This is a genomic window from Enterobacter cloacae complex sp. 418I7, from assembly GCF_050030705.1.
Taxonomy (GTDB): Bacteria; Pseudomonadota; Gammaproteobacteria; order Enterobacterales; family Enterobacteriaceae; genus Enterobacter; species Enterobacter intestinihominis.
This window is the reverse complement of record NZ_JBLGUU010000001.1, coordinates 4,386,499-4,411,230: the sequence shown is the minus strand read 5'-3', so window position 1 is coordinate 4,411,230 and position 24,732 is coordinate 4,386,499. Positions and strand designations below refer to the sequence as shown.

Sequence of the window (24,732 nt, the reverse complement as noted above, 5' to 3'; positions counted from 1 at the left end):
TGGGAAATGAGAATGTTGCCTGTTTTGCCTGATGAATCCTTGTTCAGCCGGTTTTGTCGGACAACTACCGTGTACGGTATGTCCCCATCTTCTCTGTTAACGATCATTTTCAACAAACCTGATATGAACGTCCATCCAATTCTCAATTCAGGATTAAAGGCTATTTCTCTTCATACATCCGAAAGGGCAGATCAGCTCTGGCATGAACAGACTTTACTCCCTCTTTTTGCCTGGGCACTACCAATCAGTCGTAATGAAATTATGGATTTCAACACGACCCCTGCCAGGCTTAATCGATTGTGCCGCCTTAGTAATTTTTCACTAGGGCAGCGCACACTATTGAAGTTTTGCCCGGTTTGCGCTCGTGAAGATACTTTTCATTATGGTGTTACTTATTGGCATCTGGCGCATCAGCTTCATGGGGTTACAACCTGCCATCGGCATCCGGTAGCGCTTGAAAGCATCCATGTCCCTTCTTCACCGCACATACGTATTGGACTGATGCCTCCTGTTTCGTATACAGAACAACTTAGCAATGAGATAGACTTCGATTTTGCTAAGTTTTGTTATGAGTCCCTAAATATAATCAGAAGAAAAGATATTACACACCCCAATTACATGGATGTACTTAAAAAGTTGAATTTATTATCATTGGATGGAAATTTAAAGAAAAATGTATTCTACGCACATGTTTATGCTAAGTGCCAGTTATTTGGGGAGGGTTCATCGGGACTTATACCAACATCCCTAACTGATTATCATTACTGGGAGCCTATACTCAAAGACAAATGTTGTCAGCATCCCACAAAGCATCTTTTGCTTTGTTATTGTTTGTTAAATACTTGCTGGCCAACGTATGCAGGAAGTCGTACTAATAAAAAGAAAGAAATCTTTAAAAGTCATAAGAAATACAGTTTTCATATAGTTGAAAATAATACTAGTGTTAGCAACCTTGGGAAGGAATTTAGTCGCAGCAGATGTTACATTAAAACACTTATTTATAAAAAATACCTGAGGGCGTTTAAGCGAAACACAAAAATTAATATATTCACTGAATTGCTTATCAAGTCTATGGCTGTAAGGGGGTTTAGTCTGGCATCCATAGCTGAGAAAAACTCATTATCGGAAGGAGCTGTATCCTCTGTAATTTCATCTTGTTACGGTTTATGCTCATGGCGTAAAAAATGTAAAAAAGATTCTTTAAGACGGCGTCATAAGCAGAAAATATTAAGATTTATACATAATCAATCCGTTTCTATAACACGAAAGTTAGTCAAAGAAAGTTGTTATGCAAGTTTCTATTGGCTAAATAAACATGAATGTGACTGGCTTAATTCCTGTCTTCCTAAAACAATACGATGCTATAAAAATAAAAGAGTAGACTGGAGCGAGAGAGATATTATCTCATCATCATTAATAAATGATGTTTTATCTCAGGGGCAGTACTCGATGTCACTTACAAGTCTAGATGCTTTACTGGGAGGGCATGGCTGGCTTTTGAAATACAGAGATAAACTACCAATGACAATGATACTTCTCAGAAAAATGGAACTAATTAAATAAGAGGGAGTTATATGGTTTACGAAAATGAATTGTGGCACAGTTTTCTTCTGCGTTCACAGATAATGTATAACTTATCCAATTGCAGGAACATAATATCAAAGCATGGCGCACTAAGGTACGATGCCTTTCCTCGTTTCGAACTGATTGATATGTACAAATTGCATAGCTTGCAGGATATATATGACATTCTTGCCACTAGAAATGGTTATATACTAACTTCCAATATAGTGTCGTTATTTTCTGGTGTTTACGGGTATTTTAACGCTGTTGAAGATGCCTGTCGGAAAAATTTTCACATAACTAATTCATATCCATTGGTAAACATCTCAAACATTCGTTACTGTCACAAATGTATTGTTGAAGATATACACTCTAAAGGCATTGGTTATCTGCGTCATAGATGGTTGTTTGAATCTAAATGTGCAGTTCATAGTACCAGTTTATATGAGGTTTGTTTTGATAACTATTTGAATGCAGTGAAAGGACTTAGTGACTTAATTATAAGTGGAATAAATCCTCATGGTTATTGTTCCCTTGTGGTTGACGTTTCAAACCCTTTCAAAAATCCAGTGTATATATTACCATGTGCACGTAATAAAATTTTAAAATGGATTTCGGACAATAAAAATATGCTGATTTACTTTCTCTTTGATCTCTTCAAATGTAAGTCGCATTCAAGTTTATCTAAGGTTATCGAAGTCAAGATAATGCATGATAGATATATTTCTGCGGTGTTCAAGATGTTAAGTGAAGTTAATTTTTGTAATTTCAACTCATTTATTTCTGATATTTTTGAGGACGTAAGTTATGCCTCTATCGGACTTGATGATTATTCTGTTAATGTGCATTTTCTCAGGCTAAGGGCTGCAGATTGTAAATTTTGCCAGTTGAATGGTAAATATTTTTGCTCACTTTACAATGTAAAACTTCTTCGCTAATTTCACTTCATTTATAAAATACTAAGAAAGCTAGTTAGATAAGGTTTTATATTTTGACTGTGGCAGGAATAAATTATCACTCATAGAGTTTCCCTGGGGGTTACCACCTGTGTATGATGCCGGTTAGCAACAACGTCTAAAAGACCTGCGATCACGTGGGTCCCTCTCCAGCAAAGGGGCAAGGGGTGCTATATAACGGTGTACTGCTTACCCAATACGGCCTTGTATTTGAAAGATGCCGCATCTTGGCAGGATTCGTATTACAGCCTATAGTCTGTTAATGAGCATTACAGCCTATATGCTGTAAATCCCTGCGTTATGCTTGTTAACTCGTCGATACGGAAGGTCACTTATGAACACTCAATACGCTTTGAAGACTTTGAATCAGTTACGTCCTGTTTTAATCGGCTTTCGCAAAGCCAATGGACTGACGCAAAAAGATGTTTCTGAACGTTTGGGTATAACACAGCAAACTTATGCCCGACTAGAGGCCAACCCTGCAAGTGCGGGTTTTGAGCGTTTGTTTAGGGTGTTCAGCGTCCTTGGAGTGGAGATCGTACTTTCATCCAGGGAACCATTGTCAGATGCAAAGCCCGAATACGGAGCTATGCACAATTATTCTTCACTTCCAGCCAGGCGGGAGAAATGGTGACGCCTGGCGCTTCCCGGTCTAATTTTTCTTCAACAAGATTAACCCCTTAGCGGCCTGAAGTATCAGGTTGCGATAGAGCCTTTCATTTCTTCTGTTATGTTAAATACACCATTTTGAGCTATTTCGCTCGGCCTTAAATTATCTCTTCATTCTTCAGTGAAAATTTTATGTCGATCACATTATCGATGAATTTAGGAAATAATCCGTAAATGAAAATCTATCTTCTTTTAAATTCATCAGTGTCAGTAGCAAATATTACGCATAAAAAAATGGTTATTATTATCATTTAAATTATAAAGCTCATGAGTCAATTCCAAAAAATATAATAAGCATTGAAATCATTACCCGTGATTCTGGAGTTTTAACTTTGCCATGTAACCAACCACAAGTTAGTTTCCGGTGTTTTGAGGGGCAGTAAAGTTCTGAAAGCGCGACCAGATCATAATCCCGAAATGTCGTTAAGATATTCTGAATAACGGTTATCCCTGCTTGTTGGCAGGCATTTGAAAATATATTTTGTATTCAGGTTGCAGCAAAACGCTTTCTTACACACAGGACTTCATATGCGGCTCAGAAAATTAAAACTGAAAAACTTCAGAGGCTACAGAAACTCTACTGAAATCATTATTGATGAAAGCATGACGGGTATTGTCGGTCGTAATGACTTTGGGAAATCAACGCTTCTGGAAGCGCTGGCTATTTTTTTTGAAACAGAAGGAATGAAGGCTGACAAGAATGACATGAACTGTTTCAGCCTAAGAGAAGGGGACGGCCGTTTTGAAATAGCCTGTGAATTTGATGACCTGCCCGATTTTATCATGATCGACGACAGGGTGCAGACCACGCTCGCCTCAGAACATCTGCTGAATGAGGACGGCAATTTTGAAATCGTCAAAACGTTTAAAGCAACGACCTCAGGAAAACCGGAGCAGACCTGCATCCGCTGCATCCACCCGGATGAGGAGCCCCTGAGAAATTTACTGGGCATGAAAATTTCTGAGCTCAAGGCGGTGGGAAAAGAAGTTGAAAAAAATGTGGCGGATAAACGCACTGCATCGTTATGGCGTCAGGCCATCAGGGAAGCCGCAGCCCCCTATACCTGTTCGGAAATTATGCTGGATGTCGATAAAGAGTTCGGAACCGACACAAAATCATTATGGGGTAAGATCCTCGATTTGCTGCCCACGTATGCGATTTTCAAAGCCGACAGGGAAAGCAGCGACGGGGATTCCGAAGCTAAAAACCCCTTACAGCAGGCCGTAAAAGACGCTCAGGCTGCGCTGCAGGACAAAATTACAGCGCTGGAAAATGAGATTCAGGACAGCGTCCTGGATGTCGCACAGAGAACGCTGGATAAATTACGTGAAATGGCCCCCGAACTCGCCAGTGAACTGACTCCACGATTTAAGGAGAAACCCAAGTGGACCTTCAATTTCACCCTGGACGGGGAAAATGGCATCCCCATCAATAAGCGCGGCAGCGGGATAAGGAGGCTTATCCTGTTGAATTTTTTTCGGGCTGAGGCTGAAAAGAATGTCGCGGGGACGCCCAGAAATGTGATTTATGCCATAGAGGAGCCTGAAACGTCACAGCATCCGAACTATCAGATGATGCTGATGAAAGCGTTACTGGCACTGGCAGGCCAGCCGCACCGTCAGATTATCGTCACCACCCATGTCCCGGCGCTGGCCGGATTAATCCCTGTCGAAGGCGTACGTTATGTTACCCGAAATGAGGCGGGTGAACCCGTAGTAAAAATGCCGGATGACGCAGTGCTGAAGGAAGCCACTGAAAGCCTGGGGGTGCTGCCAGAGACCGGTATGGAAAGGGCGCAGGGGATTGTTCTGGTAGAGGGAAAGTCGGATGTTACTTTCCTGAGGCATGCGGCCAGTTCATTAAAACAGTCAGGTGCGCTGCCAGCCTCTCTGGAGGACGTGAAAATAGTGCCAGTCCTCATAGGAGGGTGTGGTAGCGTCAAACACTGGGTTACATTGAATCTGGCCAAAGATCTGGGGCTTCCCTGGTGCGTATTTCTGGACTCCGATATTGGGGGAGACCCTGCACAGGTTCTGTCCATCCAGAAGCGTAAAAAAGAAGTAGAGGAGGCCGGTAAGGTATTTTTCGCTACGCGCAAACGTGAGATAGAAAACTATCTGTGCCCGGATCTTATCGAGGAAATTACTGGTGTAGCCGTCACGTTTACGGACACCTGTGACGCTAAAAAAATAATCGGCCGGGCTGTGGGAATGAAACCCGATAATGTACTAGATAAATTCTGGCCTCAGATGACATCAGAAAGAATCATCTCAAGATCAACCTATCATGACGGAACGCAGGAGAGAAGCGAGCTGGTTGAGATCCTGAGCGACATTGTATCCATGACGAGATAATGTATTAAATAAGCATCTCAGGTGCATATATTCCGGTCCTCAACAAAGGACCGGAGTACAGAGTAGTAAAAACCCGAAATTAATCGGGTTTGAATTATATAAAGATTAACCGACTCCCGCGCCCAGGAACGATGTAAAATCACGCTTGTCGTGACATTTCTACAATGTTTACTTTTGACTATCAAGCCATTTATTCATCTGCTCAATTTCACCTTTTTGAGCTTTAATGATGTCCTGCGCGAGCTTTCTCATTTTCGGATCTTTTCCGTATTTGAGCTCGGTCTCAGCCATTGCTATTGCCCCTTCATGGTGCGCTACCATGCCTTTCGCAAAAGCCTTGTCGGGATCGGACTCATTTACGGCAGCCATCATTTTGTCATGCATGTCTTTCATGCCAGCCATATATTCCTGTGACGAAGCCGAGGTAGACATATCAGTCATTTTCATTTCTGAATGTTCTGCTGAAATCGCTGGCAGGGATAACATTAATACTGCAAATAAAGTGTTTCTGGCTTTCATAAAAAATATCCTTTTAGCGTTGATGCCCGTTAACTGTAGCAGAATCTGATAAAAATGCCCCCTGTAGGGGGCAAAGATGTTGCCATATATCCGGTTACGGAAAAATCTATCAAGGAAATAAGGACAGCACAGATACTTCCCTCGCCGTCAGCCTGCACTGAGCATGCGACGATGCGCTTCGGCCATGGCCTGATGTGGGCCAGACTGACCGTTATTCATAAATTCATGGGCAACTGCAGCTCTTTCATGCTCATTCATTGCCGCTAATGACTTCGACGGCCCGGTAGGGGAAACGGTCTGACTTCCCATCATCCTCTGATGACTTTCCACCATTTTCTGGTGCGCATCCGCCGACCCGTTCGTCATGGTTTCATGAGCAATAATGGCCTGTTCATGCTGGTCCATACCGGCCATACGAGGTGCAGTCCCCTGGATCCCGACAGGAGCCGCAGCAGACTGCATCTGGTGAGCAGGTGCCTGTGCATTGTTGACCCGCTCATGGATATTCACGGTTTCAGTGGCCCAGGCCGAAGAAATTAAGCCAAAGCCCAGCAAGGATGCTAATACGATATTTTTCATGATAACTCTCCATTTCTTAATTAGTGATGTCCGGGGGAGTACAACCGGTGTTTTCAGTTCCATAACTGAAACAGGTTCGGAAGTGTTTATTTCTCCGGGAGGGGACTGGATATTCATTTCCTGGCGTCCACTGACGCCGGATATTGATAAAGCAATCCAGCCTTCCTGATAAGTTGCACTAATTATATCGAATGGCTTCTGTTTGCTGCATGACAGGCTAATGACATCTTTGTCATTTAAATCTTTATTCCCAGCACTGGGTGTCCGGAATCATTTTCTCCAGTCTGGGCACGGATAAGATAAAACGCGTTGAGTGTACGTCCGATTCCACCTGCACTCTTCCGTGATGTGCTTCCACGATTGACTTCACAATCGCAAGGCCGATGCCGCTGCCTTCTCCTTTTCGTTGTCTGGACGGATCCACCCGATAAAAACGGTCAAACAACCTTGATAAATGCTCTTCAGGGATTGGTTTCCCCGGATTTTCAATCACAAGGTCAAAAAAGCTCTCCTGCTCTCTTATTGAGACGGTGATTGCCTGTCCCTCCGGGGTATAACGCAGGGCATTGGATAACAGATTATTGATCGCCCTTCTGAACATTTGTGGATCTCCCTCAACCAGGCAGGGCATCCCGTTAAATTTGAGCGTGATATTGCGTTCTTCGGCCCAGGCTTCGAAAAACTCGAAGACTTTCATGACTTCCGCTCTGAGGTCAAACATGACCCTGTCAGGTATCAGCTGATTATTATCTGCCTGTGCCAGGAACAGCATATCGCTGACCATTTTGGTCATCCGGTTATACTCTTCAAGACTGGAATAGAGGACATCCTCAAGTTCCCTCTGTGTTCGATCCTGACTCAGTGCGATTTCAGTCTGCGTCACCAGATTGGTGATGGGCGTTCTGATCTCATGCGCGATATCGGCAGAGAAATTGGCCTGGCGGGTAAAGACATCCTCAATCTTTCCAATCATATGATTGAACGAGATAACCAGTTGCTCCAGCTCAATGGGAACGCGTGTCGGTTCCAGTCGCGCATCAAGATTCTCGGAGGTGATGTTTTTAATGGCATTGCTGACATTACGAAGGGGCAGGTGCCCCTGACGGACAGCGATTCGAATGATCAGAACAATCAACAGGCTTATCACGACGGCAATCGCAATCAGGTTCTTTTTCAGCGCATCGAGGTAATGGAGATGGAAATTAATGGATAGGCCAGTCAGCATGACATAGTTCTGCTGTTTGCCCTGAAATATCGCCTGACCAGAGGAGGCGATAATCCTGTATGTTTCCATCTTCATTTCGGACCCGGTATCCATCGGTCCCGCAGGATCCTCCACCGTCCAGAGAAAGACATCCCGTGCGCGGCTGTGCTCGCTAAAATCTGCTGAATTCACTGCCGGGCGTAGTGCCGCCCCCTGAGCTGAGCTAAAGAGCACTTCCCCCCTGGGATTGAGGAGCAAAAGGGCAACGTTGCGGTAGCTGGCAATTGATTCCTTTATTTTGCTTATTTTTTTATCATCCGGATCCACCGGGGACTGCAGTATACGGTTCAGTGTGGTGCTGATTTGTTGAAGATCGCTGACATCCTGCTCGGCAAAATGATTTTCAACAGAATGCAGCATAAACCAGGTGAATGCGATAAAAGCCAGTATCGTGGACAGGCTGATAAAAAAGGTCAGCCGCAGAGCGAGTGAGAAAGGGCGTCTGGAAGGTTTGCTATGCATCCGGGACCTCCAGCATGTAGCCCACGCCCCGGACTGTCTGGATCAGCTTTGTCTCGTAATCGTTGTCTATTTTAGCGCGGAGTCGCTTTACTGCGACATCGATCGCATTAGTGTCGCTGTCAAAATTCATGTCCCAGACCTGAGAGGCAATCAGGGAGCGGGGAAGAACCTCTCCCTGATGGCGAATGAAGAATTCCAGCAGGCTGAACTCTTTACTGGTGAGCACAATGCGGTTTCCGGCGCGACTGACTTTTCTGGATACGAGATCAATCGAGAGGTCAGCCACCTTAAACTGGCTTTCCGTGATCATCGTGTTTCCCCGCCTCAGAAGGGTTCTCACCCGGGCGAGCAGTTCGGCAAACGCAAAGGGTTTAACCAGATAATCGTCCGCACCCAGTTCCAGTCCTTTGACCCTATGTTCGATCGTGCCGAGGGCTGTCAGCAGTAAGACCGGCATACCCTTTCCGGCAGTGCGCAGCATGCGGATGATATCCCAGCCGTTCACATCAGGTAGCATGATATCCAGAATGACTAAATCATACTCGGCTGTCATGGCGAGATGATATCCGGTAAGACCATTATCAGCGTGATCCACTACGAACCCTGCCTCTGTAAGCCCTTTGCTGAGATATTCACCTGTTTTAATTTCGTCTTCGACGATCAATATTTTCATCTTGCTCCCCGGCTGGCTGCTAATGTCATTCTATTGCGCCCACGATCGTTATCAACGGATTACAGCAAAAATGACAACATTGTCATTATCCTGTCACCCGGCAAACAGAGAGCGTTAGGTAAAGTACCCCTATCAATACTCTGGACTTCATTTGAACCATTTACCAGGTCTGCCTGGACGAGAAGCGTTATGTTCAAATTAAAATTACTCAGCATTAGCACGATATTCATCCTGGCAGGCTGCGTGTCGCTTGCGCCTGAATATCAGCGGCCCGCAGCACCGGTACCCCAGCAGTTTTCACTGTCCCATAACAGCCTGACGCCAGCGGTAAATGGCTATCAGGATACGGGCTGGCGTAACTTTTTTGTCGATCCCCAGGTTACCCGGTTGATCGGTGAAGCTCTGACTAATAACCGTGATTTGAGAATGGCTGCCCTGAAGGTTGAAGAGGCCCGAGCCCAGTTCAACGTCACGGATGCAGATCGTTATCCCCAGCTGAATGCCTCATCCGGGATAACATACAGCGGTGGTCTGAAAGGTGACAAGCCGACCACACAGGAGTACGACGCGAGACTGGAGCTCAGCTATGAGCTCGATTTTTTCGGCAAACTTAAGAACATGAGTGATGCTGATCGCCAGAACTACTTTGCCAGCGAAGAAGCCCGTCGGGCCGTACACATCCTGCTGGTATCCAACGTTTCACAAAGCTATTTCAGCCAGCAACTGGCGTACGAACAACTTCGTATTGCGCGGGAAACGCTGAAAAATTATCAACAGTCCTATGCTTTCGTTGAGCAGCAGCTCGTGACCGGGAGTACGAACGTTCTGGCACTTGAACAGGCGCGAGGACAAATCGAAAGTACCCGCGCCGAAATAGCCAAACGAGAAGGCGATCTGGCTCAGGCAAACAATGCCCTGCAACTGGTGCTGGGAACGTACCGCGCACTTCCGTCAGAAAAAGGGATGAAAGGCGGGGAGATAGCCCCAGTAAAATTGCCACCAAATCTGTCTTCACAAATTTTGCTGCAGCGACCGGATATTATGGAAGCGGAATATCAGCTGAAAGCGGCTGATGCCAATATTGGCGCAGCGCGAGCGGCCTTTTTCCCCTCAATTACCCTGACCAGTGGTCTTTCCGCAAGCAGTACGGAGCTGTCCAGCCTGTTTACGTCAGGAAGTGGAATGTGGAATTTTATCCCTAAAATTGAAATTCCTATATTTAATGCTGGCAGGAATAAAGCCAATCTGAAGCTGGCTGAAATTCGCCAGCAACAGTCGGTGGTTAATTACGAACAAAAAATTCAGTCAGCCTTTAAGGATGTTTCCGACACGCTTGCGCTGCGCGACAGCCTTAGCCAGCAACTTGAGTCACAGCAGCGTTATCTTGATTCACTTCAGATAACTCTCCAGCGTGCCAGAGGATTGTATGCAAGTGGTGCTGTCAGTTACATCGAAGTGCTGGATGCAGAACGTTCCCTCTTCGCTACCCAGCAAACCATTCTCGATCTTACCTATTCCCGGCAGGTTAACGAAATTAATCTGTTTACCGCGCTGGGTGGCGGTTGGGTAGAGTAAATTTATTTAATTAATCAGGAAATTAAAATGCGTAATTCACTTAAAGCCGTTTTATTTGGTGCCTTCTCTGTCATGTTTTCTGCCGGTCTTCATGCTGAAACACATCAGCATGGCGATATGAATACTGCCAGTGATGCTTCGGTACAGCAAGTTATCAAGGGCACCGGTGTCGTTAAAGACATTGATATGAATACTAAGAAAATCACCATTTCGCATGAAGCAATTCCAGCGGTGGGCTGGCCTGCAATGACCATGCGCTTTACTTTTGTTAATGCAGACGATGCTATTAATGCCCTGAAAACAGGCAACCATGTCGATTTCTCGTTTATTCAGCAGGGCAATATCTCCTTACTCAAAAGCATTAACGTGACGCAGTCCTGATTGGCTGTCCGGAGCGATTACATCCTGTGCGCCTGTACATTCACATAGGTATATGTGTGAGTTAACCGTCAGGCGCATATGCCAGGTGTTTTGATTTTTTAGCGGAAAATTGTATGGCTTCTTTAAAGATAAAATATGCTGCAATAATTATCAGCAGCCTCATAGCAGGGGGGCTGATATCGGTTACTGCCTGGCAGTATGTAAACTCAGCACAAAAGACAGAAAAAACAGAACAAAAGGCACCGGAACGAAAGGTGCTTTTCTGGTATGACCCAATGAAACCGGATACCAAATTTGATAAACCCGGAAAATCGCCCTTTATGGATATGGACCTGGTGCCAAAATATGCTGATGACAGTGGCGATAAAAGCAGTGGCGGGATCCGTATCGACCCAACCCAGGTTCAGAATCTGGGATTAAAAACGCAAAAAGTCACGCGAGGAATGCTGAATTATTCTCAGACAATCCCGGCTAATGTCAGCTATAACGAGTATCAGTTTGTTATTGTGCAGGCGCGTTCTGACGGGTTTGTCGAAAAAGTCTACCCCATGACGATTGGCGATCATGTGAAGAAGGGGACGCCACTTATCGATATTACCATTCCGGACTGGGTGGAAGCACAGAGTGAATTCCTTCTGTTATCCAGCACCGGTGGTACTTCCACGCAAATTAAAGGCGTTCTGGAACGGCTTCGCCTGGCAGGTATGCCGGAAGAGGATATTCAGAGACTGCGTTCTACCCGGAGCATTCAGACCCGTTTTACCATTAAAGCACCTATTGATGGTGTCATTACTGCATTTGACCTGCGCACCGGCATGAATATTTCGAAAGATAAGGTGGTGGCTCAGATTCAGGGAATGGACCCGGTCTGGATCAGCGCTGCAGTGCCAGAATCTATCGCCTATCTGCTGAAAGATACGTCGCAGTTTGAAATTTCGGTACCGGCTTATCCGGATAAAACATTCCATGTCGAAAAATGGAATATTCTTCCCAGCGTGGATCAGACAACCCGTACGCTTCAGGTCCGTCTCCAGGTTTCTAATAAGGATGAGTTTCTCAAGCCGGGCATGAATGCCTATCTGAAACTGAATACCAGAAGCCAGGAGATGCTGCTGATACCAAGCCAGGCCGTTATCGATACCGGCAAAGAACAGCGCGTGATTACTGTTGATGATGAAGGCAAGTTTGTGCCGAAACAGATCCACGTTCTGCATGAGTCACAGCAACAGTCCGGCATCGGCTCCGGCCTGAATGAAGGCGATACCGTGGTGGTCAGTGGCCTGTTCCTCATTGACTCTGAAGCCAATATTACGGGCGCACTGGAACGTATGCGCCACCCTGAAAAAACAGAAAGCAGTATGCCAGCAATGTCTGACCAGCCTGTAAATATGCATTCAGGGCACTGAGGAGACGACGATGATTGAATGGATTATCCGGCGCTCTGTCGCCAACCGTTTCCTGGTCATGATGGGGGCCCTGTTTCTCAGCATCTGGGGCACATGGACGATTATTAACACGCCTGTCGATGCCTTGCCTGACCTGTCAGATGTGCAGGTCATTATCAAAACCAGCTATCCCGGCCAGGCCCCGCAGATTGTAGAAAACCAGGTCACCTATCCACTTACCACCACCATGCTGTCCGTGCCTGGCGCAAAAACCGTGCGTGGTTTTTCACAGTTCGGTGATTCGTATGTGTATGTCATTTTTGAAGACGGCACCGATCTGTACTGGGCCCGTTCCCGCGTGCTGGAGTACCTGAACCAGGTACAGGGAAAACTGCCCGCCGGTGTGAGTTCTGAAATCGGTCCGGACGCCACGGGGGTGGGCTGGATATTTGAATATGCCCTTGTCGATCGCAGCGGAAAACACGACCTTTCAGAACTGCGTTCTCTGCAGGACTGGTTCCTGAAATTTGAGCTGAAAACCATCCCGAACGTGGCTGAGGTCGCTTCGGTTGGCGGCGTGGTGAAACAGTACCAGATTCAGGTCAATCCGGTAAAATTGTCTCAGTATGGTATCAGCCTGCCCGAAGTGAAACAGGCCCTTGAATCGTCTAACCAGGAGGCCGGTGGCTCATCCGTTGAAATGGCCGAAGCTGAGTATATGGTCCGTGCCAGCGGTTATCTTCAGAGCATTGATGATTTTAATAACATCGTCCTGAAAACAGGCGAGAACGGCGTGCCGGTTTATCTGCGGGATGTTGCCCGCGTGCAGACCGGGCCTGAAATGCGGCGTGGTATTGCCGAGCTGAACGGCCAGGGCGAAGTCGCTGGCGGCGTGGTGATCCTGCGGTCGGGTAAAAATGCACGCGACGTTATCACGGCAGTGAGGGATAAACTTGAGACGCTGAAGGCCAGCCTGCCGGAAGGCGTTGAAATCGTGACCACCTACGATCGCAGCCAGCTCATCGACCGGGCGATTGATAACCTCAGTTCCAAACTTCTGGAAGAGTTTATCGTGGTGGCCATCGTCTGTGCCCTGTTCCTGTGGCACGTACGTTCTGCCCTGGTGGCGATTATCTCTCTGCCGCTTGGTCTGTGTATCGCCTTTATCGTCATGCACTTCCAGGGACTGAACGCCAATATCATGTCGCTGGGAGGGATAGCGATTGCCGTCGGTGCGATGGTGGATGCCGCCATTGTGATGATTGAGAATGCGCATAAGCGGCTTGAGGAGTGGGATCATCAGCATCCGGGTGAGCAGATTGACAACGCCACCCGCTGGAAGGTGATTACCGATGCCTCCGTTGAAGTGGGACCCGCACTGTTTATCAGCCTGCTGATCATCACCCTGTCCTTTATTCCTATCTTTACCCTGGAAGGTCAGGAAGGACGTCTGTTTGGCCCGCTGGCATTCACGAAAACGTACTCCATGGCGGGCGCGGCCGCGCTGGCCATCATCGTCATTCCGATTCTGATGGGATTCTGGATCCGGGGGAAAATTCCTGCAGAGACCAGTAACCCCCTGAACCGGGTACTGATCAAAGCGTATCATCCATTGCTGTTGCGGGTTCTCCACTGGCCAAAAACAACCCTGCTGGTTGCGGCCTTGTCCATTTTCACCGTTATCTGGCCGCTGAGCCAGGTGGGCGGTGAGTTTCTGCCGAAGATTAACGAGGGCGACCTGTTGTATATGCCGTCGACCCTGCCGGGTGTCTCTCCGGCTGAAGCTGCAGCGCTCCTGCAGACGACGGACAAGTTAATCAAAAGCGTTCCTGAAGTGGCCTCTGTATTTGGCAAGACCGGTAAAGCAGAGACCGCCACGGATTCCGCACCGCTCGAAATGGTTGAAACCACGATCCAGCTCAAACCTGAGGATCAGTGGCGTCCAGGCATGACGATTGACAAGATTATTGAAGAACTCGACAGGACCGTCCGTTTACCGGGGCTGGCAAACCTCTGGGTGCCGCCAATCCGTAACCGTATTGATATGCTCTCAACCGGGATCAAAAGCCCGATAGGTATCAAGGTGTCCGGAACGGTTCTGTCCGATATCGATGCAACGGCGCAGAGTATCGAAGCGGTCGCCAAAACCGTACCCGGCGTAGTGTCTGCTCTCGCAGAGCGACTGGAAGGCGGGCGCTACATTGATGTGGATATCAACCGGGAAAAAGCCTCCCGCTACGGAATGACGGTGGGCGATGTGCAGCTGTTCATCTCATCAGCCATCGGCGGCGCGACGGTAGGGGAAACGGTTGAAGGCGTGGCCCGGTACCCGATTAATATCCGCTATCCGCAGGATTACCGGAACAGCCCGCAGGCCCTGAAACAGATGCCGATCCTGACCCCGATGAAGCAGCAGATCACGCTGGGCGATGTTGCGGATATTAAGGTCGTTTCCGGGCCGACTATGCTGAAAACGGAAAATGCCCGTCCAGCCAGCTGGATTTACATTGACGCGCGCGGCAGGGATATGGTGTCGGTGGTTAATGACATTAAAACGGCGATCAGTCAGAAAGTGAAACTGAGACCGGGTACCAGCGTGTCATTCTCCGGACAGTTTGAACTGCTTGAGCATGCCAACAAGAAACTGAAGCTGATGGTGCCGATGACGGTGATGATCATCTTCATCCTGTTGTATCTGGCATTCCGCCGGGTTGATGAAGCCCTGCTGATCCTGATGAGCCTGCCGTTCGCCCTGGTTGGCGGGATATGGTTCCTGTACTGGCAGGGCTTCCATATGTCTGTCGCAACCGGAACGGGGTTTATCGCTCTGGCCGGGGTGGCAGCAGAGTTTGGCGTGGTCATGCTGATGTATCTGCGTCATGCCATTGAAGCGCACCCGGAATTGTCCCGTAAAGAGACGTTCACACCGGAAGGCCTTGATGAAGCCCTCTATCATGGTGCCGTACTGCGTGTCCGGCCGAAAGCCATGACCGTGGCGGTGATCATTGCGGGTCTGCTGCCAATACTCTGGGGAACCGGTGCAGGTTCAGAAGTCATGAGCCGTATCGCGGCACCCATGATTGGTGGGATGATCACGGCTCCGCTGCTGTCCCTGTTCATTATTCCTGCCGCCTACAAATTAATCTGGCTGCGCAGACATAAAAAAAGCGTGTCCTGAACCTGAAAGGGCACCCCTGTGGGTGTCCTTCTTTACTGATTCACCCTGACGTCAGGGTTTAAATCGATAATATACAGAGGTGAGTATGAAAAAAGTGGTTCTGATGGCGCTGGCTCTCGGCCTTTCACTGCCCGCGATGGCGAGTGAAAAAGTGATTGATATGTACAAATCTGAAAACTGTGGCTGTTGTTCCCTGTGGGGCAAAGCGATGGAAAAAGACGGGTTTGAAGTACGAACTCACGTCATGAATGATCAGGCGCTGTCAGCCCTGAAAGAAAAGCATGCTATTCCTGCAGGACTGCGAAGTTGTCATACCGCGGTTGCCGGTAATTTGATCATTGAAGGCCATGTGCCTGCGACAACGATACATAAGGCAATGCAGTCTGGTTCAGGTATATACGGTCTCGCCACCCCCGGTATGCCAGCAGGAAGTCCTGGAATGGAGATGGGAGCCCGAAAAGAGGCTTACGATGTTATCGCATTCTCACCGGATGGAAGTAAAAAAGTCTTCCAGCGAATCGAATAGTCAGCGGAACGGCTGATAACGGGACGCCGGTAGCAGGCACTCCTGTGCCGGCGATATTCGTGGTAATCGCATCCATGACATACCCTGAAGACAGAAGATGCTTCGGTATGCATAAGGAGAGTTACTGTGAAAAATGACAATGCAGTGCAACACAACAACCAGACTGCTTCTGAGCAGACATTATCCCCGGACGAGGGCCACGTATTGCATAAGGTGAGAGATCCCGTGTGCGGGATGGCCATCCTGCCCGACAGGGCGCACAGCAGCATTCGATACCAGGACCATCAACTTTATTTCTGCTCCGCCAGCTGTGAGAGTAAATTTAAAGCCCATCCCGATCGTTATCTTACCGAAGATGCCAGTGAACATTCCCATCACCATCACCACGATCATCACGAAGTCAGCCCTGATCAGATAAAACAGCCTCACCACCAGGCGGAAAAAGAGAATTCTGAAGGTGTGTGGACATGTCCGATGCACCCGGAGATACGCCGCAGTGGTCCCGGAAGCTGTCCTGTCTGTGGAATGGCACTGGAGCCGCTCGTAGCTACGGCATCCACGGGGCCGAGTGATGAACTTCACGACATGACAAGACGCTTCTGGCTGGGGTTGTTGCTGGCGTTTCCGGTTCTGGTACTCGAAATGGGATCTCATCTGTTTCCCGAGTTGAGGAATACAGTACCGCCACAGTACAACACATGGCTGCAGCTGCTTCTGGCCTCCCCTGTCGTGTTGTGGTGTGGCTGGCCATTCTTCGCCCGGGCCGGAATGTCGTTACGTAACCGCTCCCTGAATATGTTTACCCTTGTTGCAATGGGGACCGGCGTAGCCTGGGTTTACAGCGTCATTGCAACCGTCTTCCCCTCCTGGTTTCCTGCATCGTTCAGAAACATGGATGGCCTGGTGGCCGTTTATTTTGAAGCCGCAGCAGTTATTACGGTGCTTGTTCTGCTGGGACAGGTTCTTGAGCTGCGGGCACGGGAACAAACCTCAGGCGCCATTACTGCGCTTCTGAACCTTGCCCCCAAAACCGCCAGACGGCTGGATCATGACGGTCATGAAACGGATATTAATGCGGAAGATGTCCTGCCTGGCGATAAGCTCCGCATCAGACCTGGAGAGAGTATTCCGGTCGACGGTATCGTGATCGAAGGCAAAACAACCGTTGATGAATCGATGGTGACCGGGGAATCTATGCCGGTTACCAAAACGGAGGGTGACCCTGTCATCGGGGGGACCATTAATCAGACAGGGAGTCTCATCATCCGTGCAGAGAAAGTCGGTGATGAAACAATGCTCTCACGAATTGTTCAGATGGTCGCTGATGCACAGCGTTCGCGTGCCCCCATCCAGAGAATGGCTGACAGCGTTTCAGGCTGGTTTGTTCCTCTGGTGATACTTATCGCGGTTGTTGCTTTCGTGATCTGGTCTGTCTGGGGGCCCGAGCCCAGGATGGCGCACGGTCTCATTGCGGCTGTGTCGGTCCTGATTATTGCCTGTCCCTGCGCGCTGGGGCTGGCCACGCCGATGTCGATAATGGTGGGGGTGGGCAAAGGAGCCCAGGCCGGGGTGTTAATCAGGAATGCCGAAGCCCTTGAGCGTCTTGAAAAAGTGGACACGCTGGTTGTCGACAAAACAGGCACGCTCACGGAAGGTTCGCCTACGGTGACAGGGATTATCAGTCTCAATCCGGGTGGGGAAACATCTCTTTTGCGTGTAACAGCCGCAGTGGAAAAAGGCTCGCAGCATCCGCTGGGTATGGCAGTAGTTAAAGCAGCACAGGAAAAGGGGATCGCAATACCCGCAGTCACTCATTTCGATGCACCGTCGGGTAAAGGTGTCTCAGGCGATGTCGAAGGTCAACGGGTTGTTATTGGTAATGAACTGGCTATGCAGGAAAACAGTATAGTTATTGATAATCAAAAGGCCGTTGCGGATACGTTGCGGATGGAAGGCGCTACCGTTATCTATGTGGCCACAGACGGGGACCTTGCAGGCCTGATAGCTATCTCGGATCCCGTGAAAACAACCACGCCGGATGCGCTTAAAGCTTTGCGTCAGGCGGGGATCCGCATCGTTATGCTCACCGGGGATAACCAGCTTACTGCTGAAGCAGTCGCACGGAAACTGGGAATAGATGAGGTTGAAGCCGGAATTCTGCCGGATGGCAAAAAAGCAGTGATAACCCGACTGAAAGAGTCTGGCCATGTGGTTGCGATGGCCGGAGACGGTGTGAATGATGCCCCGGCGCTGGCAGCGGCTGACGTGGGTATAGCCATGGGAACGGGTACAGATGTGGCAATTGAAAGTGCCGGAGTCACCCTTCTCAAAGGCGACTTGATGATACTGAACAGGGCCCGTCATCTGTCAGAGATCACCATGAAAAATATCCGTCAGAATCTGTTTTTTGCATTTATCTACAACGCACTTGGCGTGCCTGTGGCTGCAGGTCTGCTTTATCCTGTGTATGGAATACTGCTGTCGCCAGTTATTGCGGCGGCGGCCATGGCTCTTTCCTCCGTCAGCGTCATTGTGAATGCGTTGCGTCTGAAAAGTGTCAGGCTCGGGAAATAACACTGAGTGAAGGGTCAGTTACGAACAGAAGGAGTCCAGTATGAAAAGTACCACCTATGCGCTTATTGCTGTCGCCGCGATCGCGGCATTTGCCCTCCTGCGCGAACACTGGTCACATGTGGCAGGTTACTGGCCATATCTGTTATTGCTGGTCTGCCCGCTAATGCATCTTTTCCACGGCCACGGAGGGCATGGAGATCATCAACATCACGGAAGTGAAAACGATAAAAAAAATTAATCCGGCAGACGGGGCCGCGTCGCGGTCCCGTTATCAGTCCAGGTATCGTTCGTAGTCTCTGGCATGCGCAAAGGCATGCTGTTCGAGTTTGTTATCAGCGGGTGCCGCTGCCCGGAACGCCAGAGAGTTAACAGGGTTGTTATTGATGACCAGCTCGTAATGCAGATGAGGACCGGATGAACGTCCGCTGTTACCGGATAACGCAATAGCACCTCCCCGTGTAACCCTGGCCCCTTTAGTAACGAGTATTTTATTGAGGTGGAGATAGCGAGTTTTAACACCGGCTTTTCCCGTTACTTCAACAAAATATCCCATGGTACTGTTGTATTCGGCCCGGGTGATTTTTCCGTCGATGACGCTGACTATTTTCGTGTTCATGGGCATGGAATAATCAATGCCATTATGGGGACTCACTTTTCCCGATACCGGGTTAAGTCTTGCAGGATTGAAAGGCGAACTGAGTCTTGCTGTGGCCGGTAACGGATAATCGAGACTGCCTTTCCCGGAAGTATCGGAAAGGTTATAGAACTTTTTATCTGATATACGATACGCCGTGTAATTAAATGAACCGGACGTAAATTTATAGGCCACGACACGTGATTTTCCCGCTTTCTTTTGCAGTACGAGTTTTAATGATTCATTTTTTTTCAAATGCCGCAGATTAAACCGGGAAGGCAAGGAGCGCTGAAGAGTAGCGATCTCGTTCGATTCCAGCCCCGAGCGGGTGGCTGAAAGGTAGGCATTTTCTTTTACGACATCGGTAGAATACATTTACTGGAATTCGCCGTTAGCATGAACACTGCGGCGTATGCTAGGGGTTTTCAGGAGGCGTGTCATCTGTCAGTTAATCGGGAGCACCGTTGATGGTCGTCATTTTTGTAACATATCTTGTTTCCCGTTTGCTCCTGAAGCTCTGGGAACTGTATGACCAGCCCGACGGTGATGATTAACGGGACTGAAACAGGTTACGGCAGAGCAATATGGGGCTCATGTCCTGCTACGTAACCCGTCAGTAAAGCCCTGCTGCGCACCTGACGCTAAGCACTAACCCGCCTGCAGTTACCTGGTCGAATACAGCCCGCGAAGCTTTCTTGCCTGCGTCTGATGTGCTTCCGCACCGGCATTATTGACCTGCTCATGCACGAGAGCGGCTTTTTCTCCGGCATTCAGTTCGTTAAAAGAAGAAGACGAGGTCTTTGAATTTGCATCACTGCCGGACAGCATTTTTTTATGTTCCTCAATCATTTTCTGATGCGCATAGGACGCGCTGTTGTTCATAAATGAATGAGCAACAATGGCCCTTTCATGTTCATTCATTTCAGAGAATGAGGGCGTGTTGTTTTTATTAACCCTGTCCGGTAAGTTTTCATGCGTCGAGGAATTCACATGACTGACGGCTGAGGCATTATTAACAAATCGATGTGCTTCATGGGCAATATCACTGGACTGAGCAAAAGCTGCCCCACAAAATAAAGCTGTAAACGCAGTGGTCGTGATTAATATATTCATGTGTAATTACCTTCTGAGGTACATAAAAGATGTCCTTATGATCATATATAAAAATAATCAACCTGTGGGGAAGATGACGTAAATGTAATACAGCTATGTACATTACACGATTGTAATGAATTTGTTTCTTAAGGTGTGCTAGATTCATTTCATTGTAAGTGGATGAACCAGTAATTTAATTTAAATCGGTTCTCGAATTCTGTCAGTAACCATACTTTAAATAAGGGAATGCGCATGCTGTTGAAAACGTCTCGACGAACTTTCCTGAAGGGGTTAACCCTCTCTGGCGTAGCCGGAAGTCTTGGCGTATGGAGTTTCAATGCGCGTTCCAGTCTGAGCCTGCCAGTTGCCGCATCCCTGCAGGGTACTCAGTTTGACCTGACCATTGGTGAAACGGCCGTCAATATCACGGGCAGTGAGCGTCAGGCCAAAACAATCAATGGAGGCCTGCCGGGGCCCGTTCTTCGCTGGAAAGAAGGTGACACCATTACCCTGAAGGTCAAAAACCGTCTTAATGAACAGACGTCCATTCACTGGCACGGCATTATTCTTCCGGCCAATATGGATGGTGTTCCGGGGCTGAGTTTTATGGGCATAGAGCCTGATGATACCTACGTTTACACCTTTAAGGTTAAGCAGAACGGGACTTACTGGTACCACAGCCATTCCGGTCTGCAGGAACAGGAGGGGGTATACGGTGCCATTATCATCGATGCCGGGGAGCCAGAACCGTTTACTTACGATCGTGAGCATGTGGTCATGTTGTCTGACTGGACCGATGAAAATCCTCACAGCCTGCTGAAAAAATTAAAAAAACAGTCGGATTACTACAATTTCAATAAACCAACCGTTGGCTCTTTTTTCCGCGACGTGAATACCAGGGGGCTGTCAGCCACCATTGCCGATCGGAAAATGTGGGCTGAAATGAAAATGAATCCGACTGACCTCGCGGATGTCAGTGGCTACACCTACACCTATCTCATGAACGGGCAGGCCCCGCTGAAAAACTGGACCGGACTGTTCCGTCCCGGTGAAAAGATACGCTTACGGTTTATCAACGGCTCGGCAATGACCTATTTCGATATCCGTATCCCCGGGCTGAAAATGACGGTCGTGGCTGCAGATGGCCAGTATGTAAACCCGGTTACCGTTGACGAATTCAGGATTGCCGTTGCCGAAACCTATGATGTCATTGTGGAGCCTCAGGGTGAGGCCTATACCATCTTCGCACAATCCATGGACAGGACCGGTTACGCTCGAGGGACACTGGCCACGAGAGAGGGGTTAAGTGCTGCCGTTCCCCCCCTCGATCCCCGTCCTCTGTTGACCATGGAAGATATGGGTATGGGGGGAATGGGACATGATATGGCAGGAATGGACCACAGCCAGATGGGAGGCATGGATAACAGCGGAGAGATGATGTCTATGGACGGTGCTGACCTTCCGGATAGCGGGACATCCTCCGCGCCCATGGATCACAGCAGCATGGCCGGTATGGATCATTCCCGGATGGCCGGAATGCCGGGTATGCAAAGTCATCCTGCGTCAGAAACGGATAACCCACTGGTTGATATGCAGGCGATGAGCGTCTCTCCGAAATTAAATGATCCGGGTATTGGTCTTCGAAATAACGGAAGAAAGGTTCTCACGTACGCGGATTTGAAAAGCCGCTTTGAGGATCCTGACGGACGTGAACCTGGCCGTACCATAGAACTGCATTTAACCGGCCACATGGAAAAGTTTGCCTGGTCATTTAACGGAATCAAGTTTTCAGATGCCGCACCGGTGCTGCTGAAATACGGTGAGCGGCTCAGGATCACGCTGATCAACGATACCATGATGACTCACCCCATTCACCTGCATGGTATGTGGAGCGATCTGGAAGATGAAAACGGTAATTTCATGGTTCGTAAACACACAATAGATGTTCCCCCTGGTACAAAACGCAGTTACAGAGTGACAGCAGATGCGCTTGGCCGCTGGGCGTATCACTGCCATTTGCTCTATCACATGGAAATGGGAATGTTTCGTGAAGTCCGGGTGGAGGAATGATGCGAATGAAGAGAAATTTGAAGGCCATACCTGTTCTGGTCGCCGGTTTGTTTACCTCACAGCTTTCTATTGCGGCGGGCTCCGTCTCTGCAGATCCCCACGCCGGGCACGACATGTCTGCCATGCAGATGCCAGCAGATGAGAATTTCACTGAGATGACGTCAATGGAGCCCATTGTAACTGAGAGCAGAACGCCAATTCCGCCTGTTACCGATGCCGACCGGAAGGCTGCATTCGGCAATTTACAGGGGCATGCGATTCACGACAGTGCGATTAATTATCTGGTTCTGCTGGATCAACTGGAATGGCAACGGTCGGATAACACCAACAATTTCAGCTGGAGTGTTAACAGCTGGATTGGAGGCGACACAGATCGGATTTGGCTAAAGAGTGAAGGTGAACGAAGCAATGGGGAAACGGAGGCGGCTGAAGCGCAGTTACTCTGGGGACATGCGGTTGGCCCATGGTGGGATTTGGTTGCGGGTGTCAGGCAGGATTTCAGACCTGCTTCTGCCCGGACCTGGGCTGCTGTCGGTTTTCAGGGGCTGGCACTCTATAATTTTGAGTCTGAAATTACGGGTTTTGTCAGTAATGGCGGAAAAGCAGCCCTTCGTCTGGGAGGAGAATACGACGTTTTACTGACTAACCGGCTCATACTCCAGCCATCCTATGAGGTGAATTTCTACAGTCAGGATGATGAATCGCGGGGTCGCGGCAGGGGACTGACTGACACAGAGCTGGGGCTCCGGCTGCGCTATGAAATACGCCGTGAGTTTGCACCCTATATAGGCGTTTCCTGGAATCAACTTTACGGGAAAACATCCGATATGGCGAAAAGAGAAGGTGAGAAAGACCATCAGGTAGTATTCCTGGCGGGAGCCAGAATCTGGTTTTAACGCACTGATATAAAACACTCAACTAAACAGGTAAATAAAATGTCGATTTTAAATAAAGCCATTCTTACAGGTGGCCTCGTTATGGGCGTTGCTTTCTCTGCTATGGCCCATCCGGAATTAAAAAGCTCTGTGCCACAGGCTGATTCAGCCGTAGCGGCCCCGGAAAAGATTCAGCTTAATTTCTCGGAAAATCTGACCGTGAAATTCTCAGGTGCAAAATTAACGATGACGGGTATGAAAGGCATGTCATCACATTCTCCGATGCCGGTCGCGGCAAAAGTGGCGCCAGGCGCTGACCCTAAATCGATGGTCATTATTCCGCGAGAGCCTTTACCCGCTGGCACTTATCGTGTTGACTGGCGCGCGGTTTCTTCAGATACGCACCCTATTACCGGTAATTACACCTTTACAGTGAAGTAATATTATGAACGACCTGATTATGATTGTTATTCGTTTTCTTCTTTATCTGGATTTGATGGTAATATTTGGATTGCCATTTTTTCAGATATATGGAATAAGCGGTGTCAGACATGAAACCTATAACCTGACTAATTTCAGGTCGTTTATAACTTTTGCTGTTGTTACAGGCATCATTCTTACTGGCATTAATATGCTCCTGGTATCTAATGCCATGAGTGGAGTAACTGACCTCAGAGAATTATCCATCCATGTTATCGAGATGGTGATAGAAGAAACTGATGTGGGTATTAGCTGGATTGTCAGGCTCTGTGCCCTGTTTACCACACTCGGTGCTTTGTTCCTTTACACTAATAAGAGAGTATTGTCCTGCCTGCTGATGACGATGAGTGGGGGCGTGGCGCTGGCTACACTTGCCTGGGGAGGACACGCCGTTATGCATGACGGTCTGCATTACTATCTCCATTTACTGAGCGATCTGACCCATCTCGGCGCTGCAGGTGCCTGGACAGGTGCTCTGGTTGCATTTGCTATCCTGCTGATGCGCAGAAACGAGCATAATGCACAGAGCGTCATTGTGATATCTGACTCCCTGGCAAAATTTGCCACGGCAGGAACGGTGATTGTTGTAGCCCTGATCCTGAGTGCGCTGGTCAACTATCTGTATATTGCTGAGGGTAACTTAACTCCCTTATTCAACAGTTCCTGGGGGAGGATATTGCTTGCCAAGACGGCTCTGTTTGTTCTGATGCTTCTTCTGGCTGCAGCAAACCGGTTTCACCTGGGTCCCCGGCTTGAAGTTATGGTCAGGGAAGGGAATTATGATCGCAGCGTTGCCCTGATGCGAAACAGCATCCTGACAGAATTCGTTGTTGCGATTATCATTCTGGGCGCCGTAGCGTGGCTCGGAATGCTTGCTCCGTCTCAGGTCAGCTAGGGGACAGCCAAAGCTCATGCGTGA

At 48.4% G+C, this 24,732-nt stretch carries 21 protein-coding genes; 15 read left to right on the top strand and 6 right to left on the bottom strand.

Translation table 11 applies throughout. The annotated features are described in order from the left end of the window. Positions 1 to 6 precede the first annotated feature (6 nt). The 4 genes from ACQG0S_RS21325 to ACQG0S_RS21310 all read left to right on the top strand — a co-directional run bounded on the left by ACQG0S_RS21325 (position 7) and on the right by ACQG0S_RS21310 (position 5,543). Entirely contained in the window at positions 7 to 1,563 is a 1,557-nt protein-coding gene (locus ACQG0S_RS21325; protein ID WP_032245338.1) for a TnsD family Tn7-like transposition protein, read from the top strand. Between the two features lie 11 nt (positions 1,564 to 1,574). Beyond that, positions 1,575 to 2,501, top strand: coding sequence for a hypothetical protein (locus ACQG0S_RS21320; protein ID WP_176265438.1), 927 nt, complete (start codon positions 1,575 to 1,577; stop codon positions 2,499 to 2,501). Positions 2,502 to 2,853: 352 nt separating this feature from the next. Then, the gene (locus ACQG0S_RS21315; protein ID WP_001097216.1) at positions 2,854 to 3,153 is read left to right on the top strand and encodes a helix-turn-helix domain-containing protein; all 300 of its coding nucleotides are present in this window, start codon (positions 2,854 to 2,856) and stop codon (positions 3,151 to 3,153) included. 563 nt (positions 3,154 to 3,716) lie between these two features. Next, positions 3,717 to 5,543 carry an AAA family ATPase gene (locus ACQG0S_RS21310; RefSeq protein ID WP_001239419.1) on the top strand — a complete coding sequence of 609 codons (1,827 nt, stop codon included), beginning with the start codon at positions 3,717 to 3,719 and terminating at the stop codon, positions 5,541 to 5,543. A 168-nt stretch (positions 5,544 to 5,711) separates the two neighbouring features. Here ACQG0S_RS21310 and copM read toward each other — a convergent pair whose 3' ends face one another. From copM to silR, 4 genes are all read right to left on the bottom strand, one after another. Beyond that, complete coding sequence (gene copM, locus ACQG0S_RS21305) at positions 5,712 to 6,062, bottom strand: CopM family metallochaperone (protein WP_000647571.1); 351 nt, start codon at positions 6,060 to 6,062, stop codon at positions 5,712 to 5,714. A 147-nt stretch (positions 6,063 to 6,209) separates the two neighbouring features. After that, the gene (gene silE / locus ACQG0S_RS21300) at positions 6,210 to 6,641 is read right to left on the bottom strand and encodes a silver-binding protein SilE (protein WP_000790485.1); all 432 of its coding nucleotides are present in this window, start codon (positions 6,639 to 6,641) and stop codon (positions 6,210 to 6,212) included. A gap of 244 nt (positions 6,642 to 6,885) precedes the next feature. After that, positions 6,886 to 8,367 carry a copper/silver sensor histidine kinase SilS gene (silS, locus tag ACQG0S_RS21295; RefSeq protein WP_000555736.1) on the bottom strand — a complete coding sequence of 494 codons (1,482 nt, stop codon included), beginning with the start codon at positions 8,365 to 8,367 and terminating at the stop codon, positions 6,886 to 6,888. Beyond that, the gene (gene silR / locus ACQG0S_RS21290) at positions 8,360 to 9,040 is read right to left on the bottom strand and encodes a copper/silver response regulator transcription factor SilR (protein ID WP_000697968.1); all 681 of its coding nucleotides are present in this window, start codon (positions 9,038 to 9,040) and stop codon (positions 8,360 to 8,362) included. The genes silS and silR overlap by 8 nt, the downstream gene beginning before the upstream one ends. 189 nt (positions 9,041 to 9,229) lie before the next feature. On the opposite strand from silR, the gene silC reads away from it, so the two are divergent. From silC to ACQG0S_RS21255, 7 genes are all read left to right on the top strand, one after another. After that, positions 9,230 to 10,615, top strand: coding sequence for a Cu(+)/Ag(+) efflux RND transporter outer membrane channel SilC (silC, locus tag ACQG0S_RS21285; RefSeq protein ID WP_000475506.1), 1,386 nt, complete (start codon positions 9,230 to 9,232; stop codon positions 10,613 to 10,615). 27 nt (positions 10,616 to 10,642) lie between these two features. Then, positions 10,643 to 10,996 carry a cation efflux system protein CusF gene (gene cusF, locus ACQG0S_RS21280; protein WP_001246155.1) on the top strand — a complete coding sequence of 118 codons (354 nt, stop codon included), beginning with the start codon at positions 10,643 to 10,645 and terminating at the stop codon, positions 10,994 to 10,996. A gap of 113 nt (positions 10,997 to 11,109) precedes the next feature. After that, complete coding sequence (gene silB, locus ACQG0S_RS21275) at positions 11,110 to 12,402, top strand: Cu(+)/Ag(+) efflux RND transporter periplasmic adaptor subunit SilB (RefSeq protein WP_000157620.1); 1,293 nt, start codon at positions 11,110 to 11,112, stop codon at positions 12,400 to 12,402. 10 nt (positions 12,403 to 12,412) lie between these two features. After that, positions 12,413 to 15,559, top strand: coding sequence for a Cu(+)/Ag(+) efflux RND transporter permease subunit SilA (gene silA, locus ACQG0S_RS21270; RefSeq protein ID WP_000574029.1), 3,147 nt, complete (start codon positions 12,413 to 12,415; stop codon positions 15,557 to 15,559). A gap of 85 nt (positions 15,560 to 15,644) precedes the next feature. Continuing rightward, entirely contained in the window at positions 15,645 to 16,085 is a 441-nt protein-coding gene (locus tag ACQG0S_RS21265) for a DUF411 domain-containing protein (RefSeq protein WP_000758228.1), read from the top strand. A 126-nt stretch (positions 16,086 to 16,211) separates the two neighbouring features. Then, positions 16,212 to 18,659: an Ag(+)-translocating P-type ATPase SilP gene (gene silP / locus ACQG0S_RS21260; RefSeq protein ID WP_001353604.1), complete on the top strand. Its 2,448-nt coding sequence runs from the start codon at positions 16,212 to 16,214 to the stop codon at positions 18,657 to 18,659. 40 nt (positions 18,660 to 18,699) lie between these two features. Then, a complete protein-coding gene (locus tag ACQG0S_RS21255; protein ID WP_000843494.1) occupies positions 18,700 to 18,897 on the top strand; it encodes a DUF2933 domain-containing protein in 198 nt (65 codons plus the stop codon). A gap of 33 nt (positions 18,898 to 18,930) precedes the next feature. Here the strand turns inward: ACQG0S_RS21255 and ACQG0S_RS21250 are convergent, their stop codons facing one another. Continuing rightward, positions 18,931 to 19,668, bottom strand: coding sequence for a peptidoglycan DD-metalloendopeptidase family protein (locus ACQG0S_RS21250; RefSeq protein ID WP_000287501.1), 738 nt, complete (start codon positions 19,666 to 19,668; stop codon positions 18,931 to 18,933). 288 nt (positions 19,669 to 19,956) lie between these two features. Further along, complete coding sequence (locus tag ACQG0S_RS21245; RefSeq protein ID WP_001023257.1) at positions 19,957 to 20,406, bottom strand: copper resistance protein; 450 nt, start codon at positions 20,404 to 20,406, stop codon at positions 19,957 to 19,959. Positions 20,407 to 20,640: 234 nt separating this feature from the next. Between ACQG0S_RS21245 and pcoA the strand changes: the two genes are divergently transcribed. From pcoA to pcoD, 4 genes are read left to right on the top strand one after another with little or no spacing between them, the layout of a single operon-like run. Continuing rightward, entirely contained in the window at positions 20,641 to 22,458 is a 1,818-nt protein-coding gene (gene pcoA, locus ACQG0S_RS21240) for a multicopper oxidase PcoA (protein WP_000925240.1), read from the top strand. A gap of 5 nt (positions 22,459 to 22,463) precedes the next feature. Continuing rightward, entirely contained in the window at positions 22,464 to 23,354 is an 891-nt protein-coding gene (gene pcoB / locus ACQG0S_RS21235; protein WP_001378118.1) for a copper resistance outer membrane transporter PcoB, read from the top strand. Positions 23,355 to 23,393: 39 nt separating this feature from the next. Continuing rightward, positions 23,394 to 23,774 (top strand): copper resistance system metallochaperone PcoC, encoded by a 381-nt coding sequence (pcoC, locus tag ACQG0S_RS21230; protein WP_000025662.1) that lies wholly within the window; start codon positions 23,394 to 23,396, stop codon positions 23,772 to 23,774. A gap of 55 nt (positions 23,775 to 23,829) precedes the next feature. Then, on the top strand, positions 23,830 to 24,708 hold the full coding sequence (gene pcoD / locus ACQG0S_RS21225) for a copper resistance inner membrane protein PcoD (RefSeq protein ID WP_229692861.1): 879 nt from the start codon (positions 23,830 to 23,832) through the stop codon (positions 24,706 to 24,708). The last annotated feature ends 24 nt before the right edge of the window (positions 24,709 to 24,732 follow it).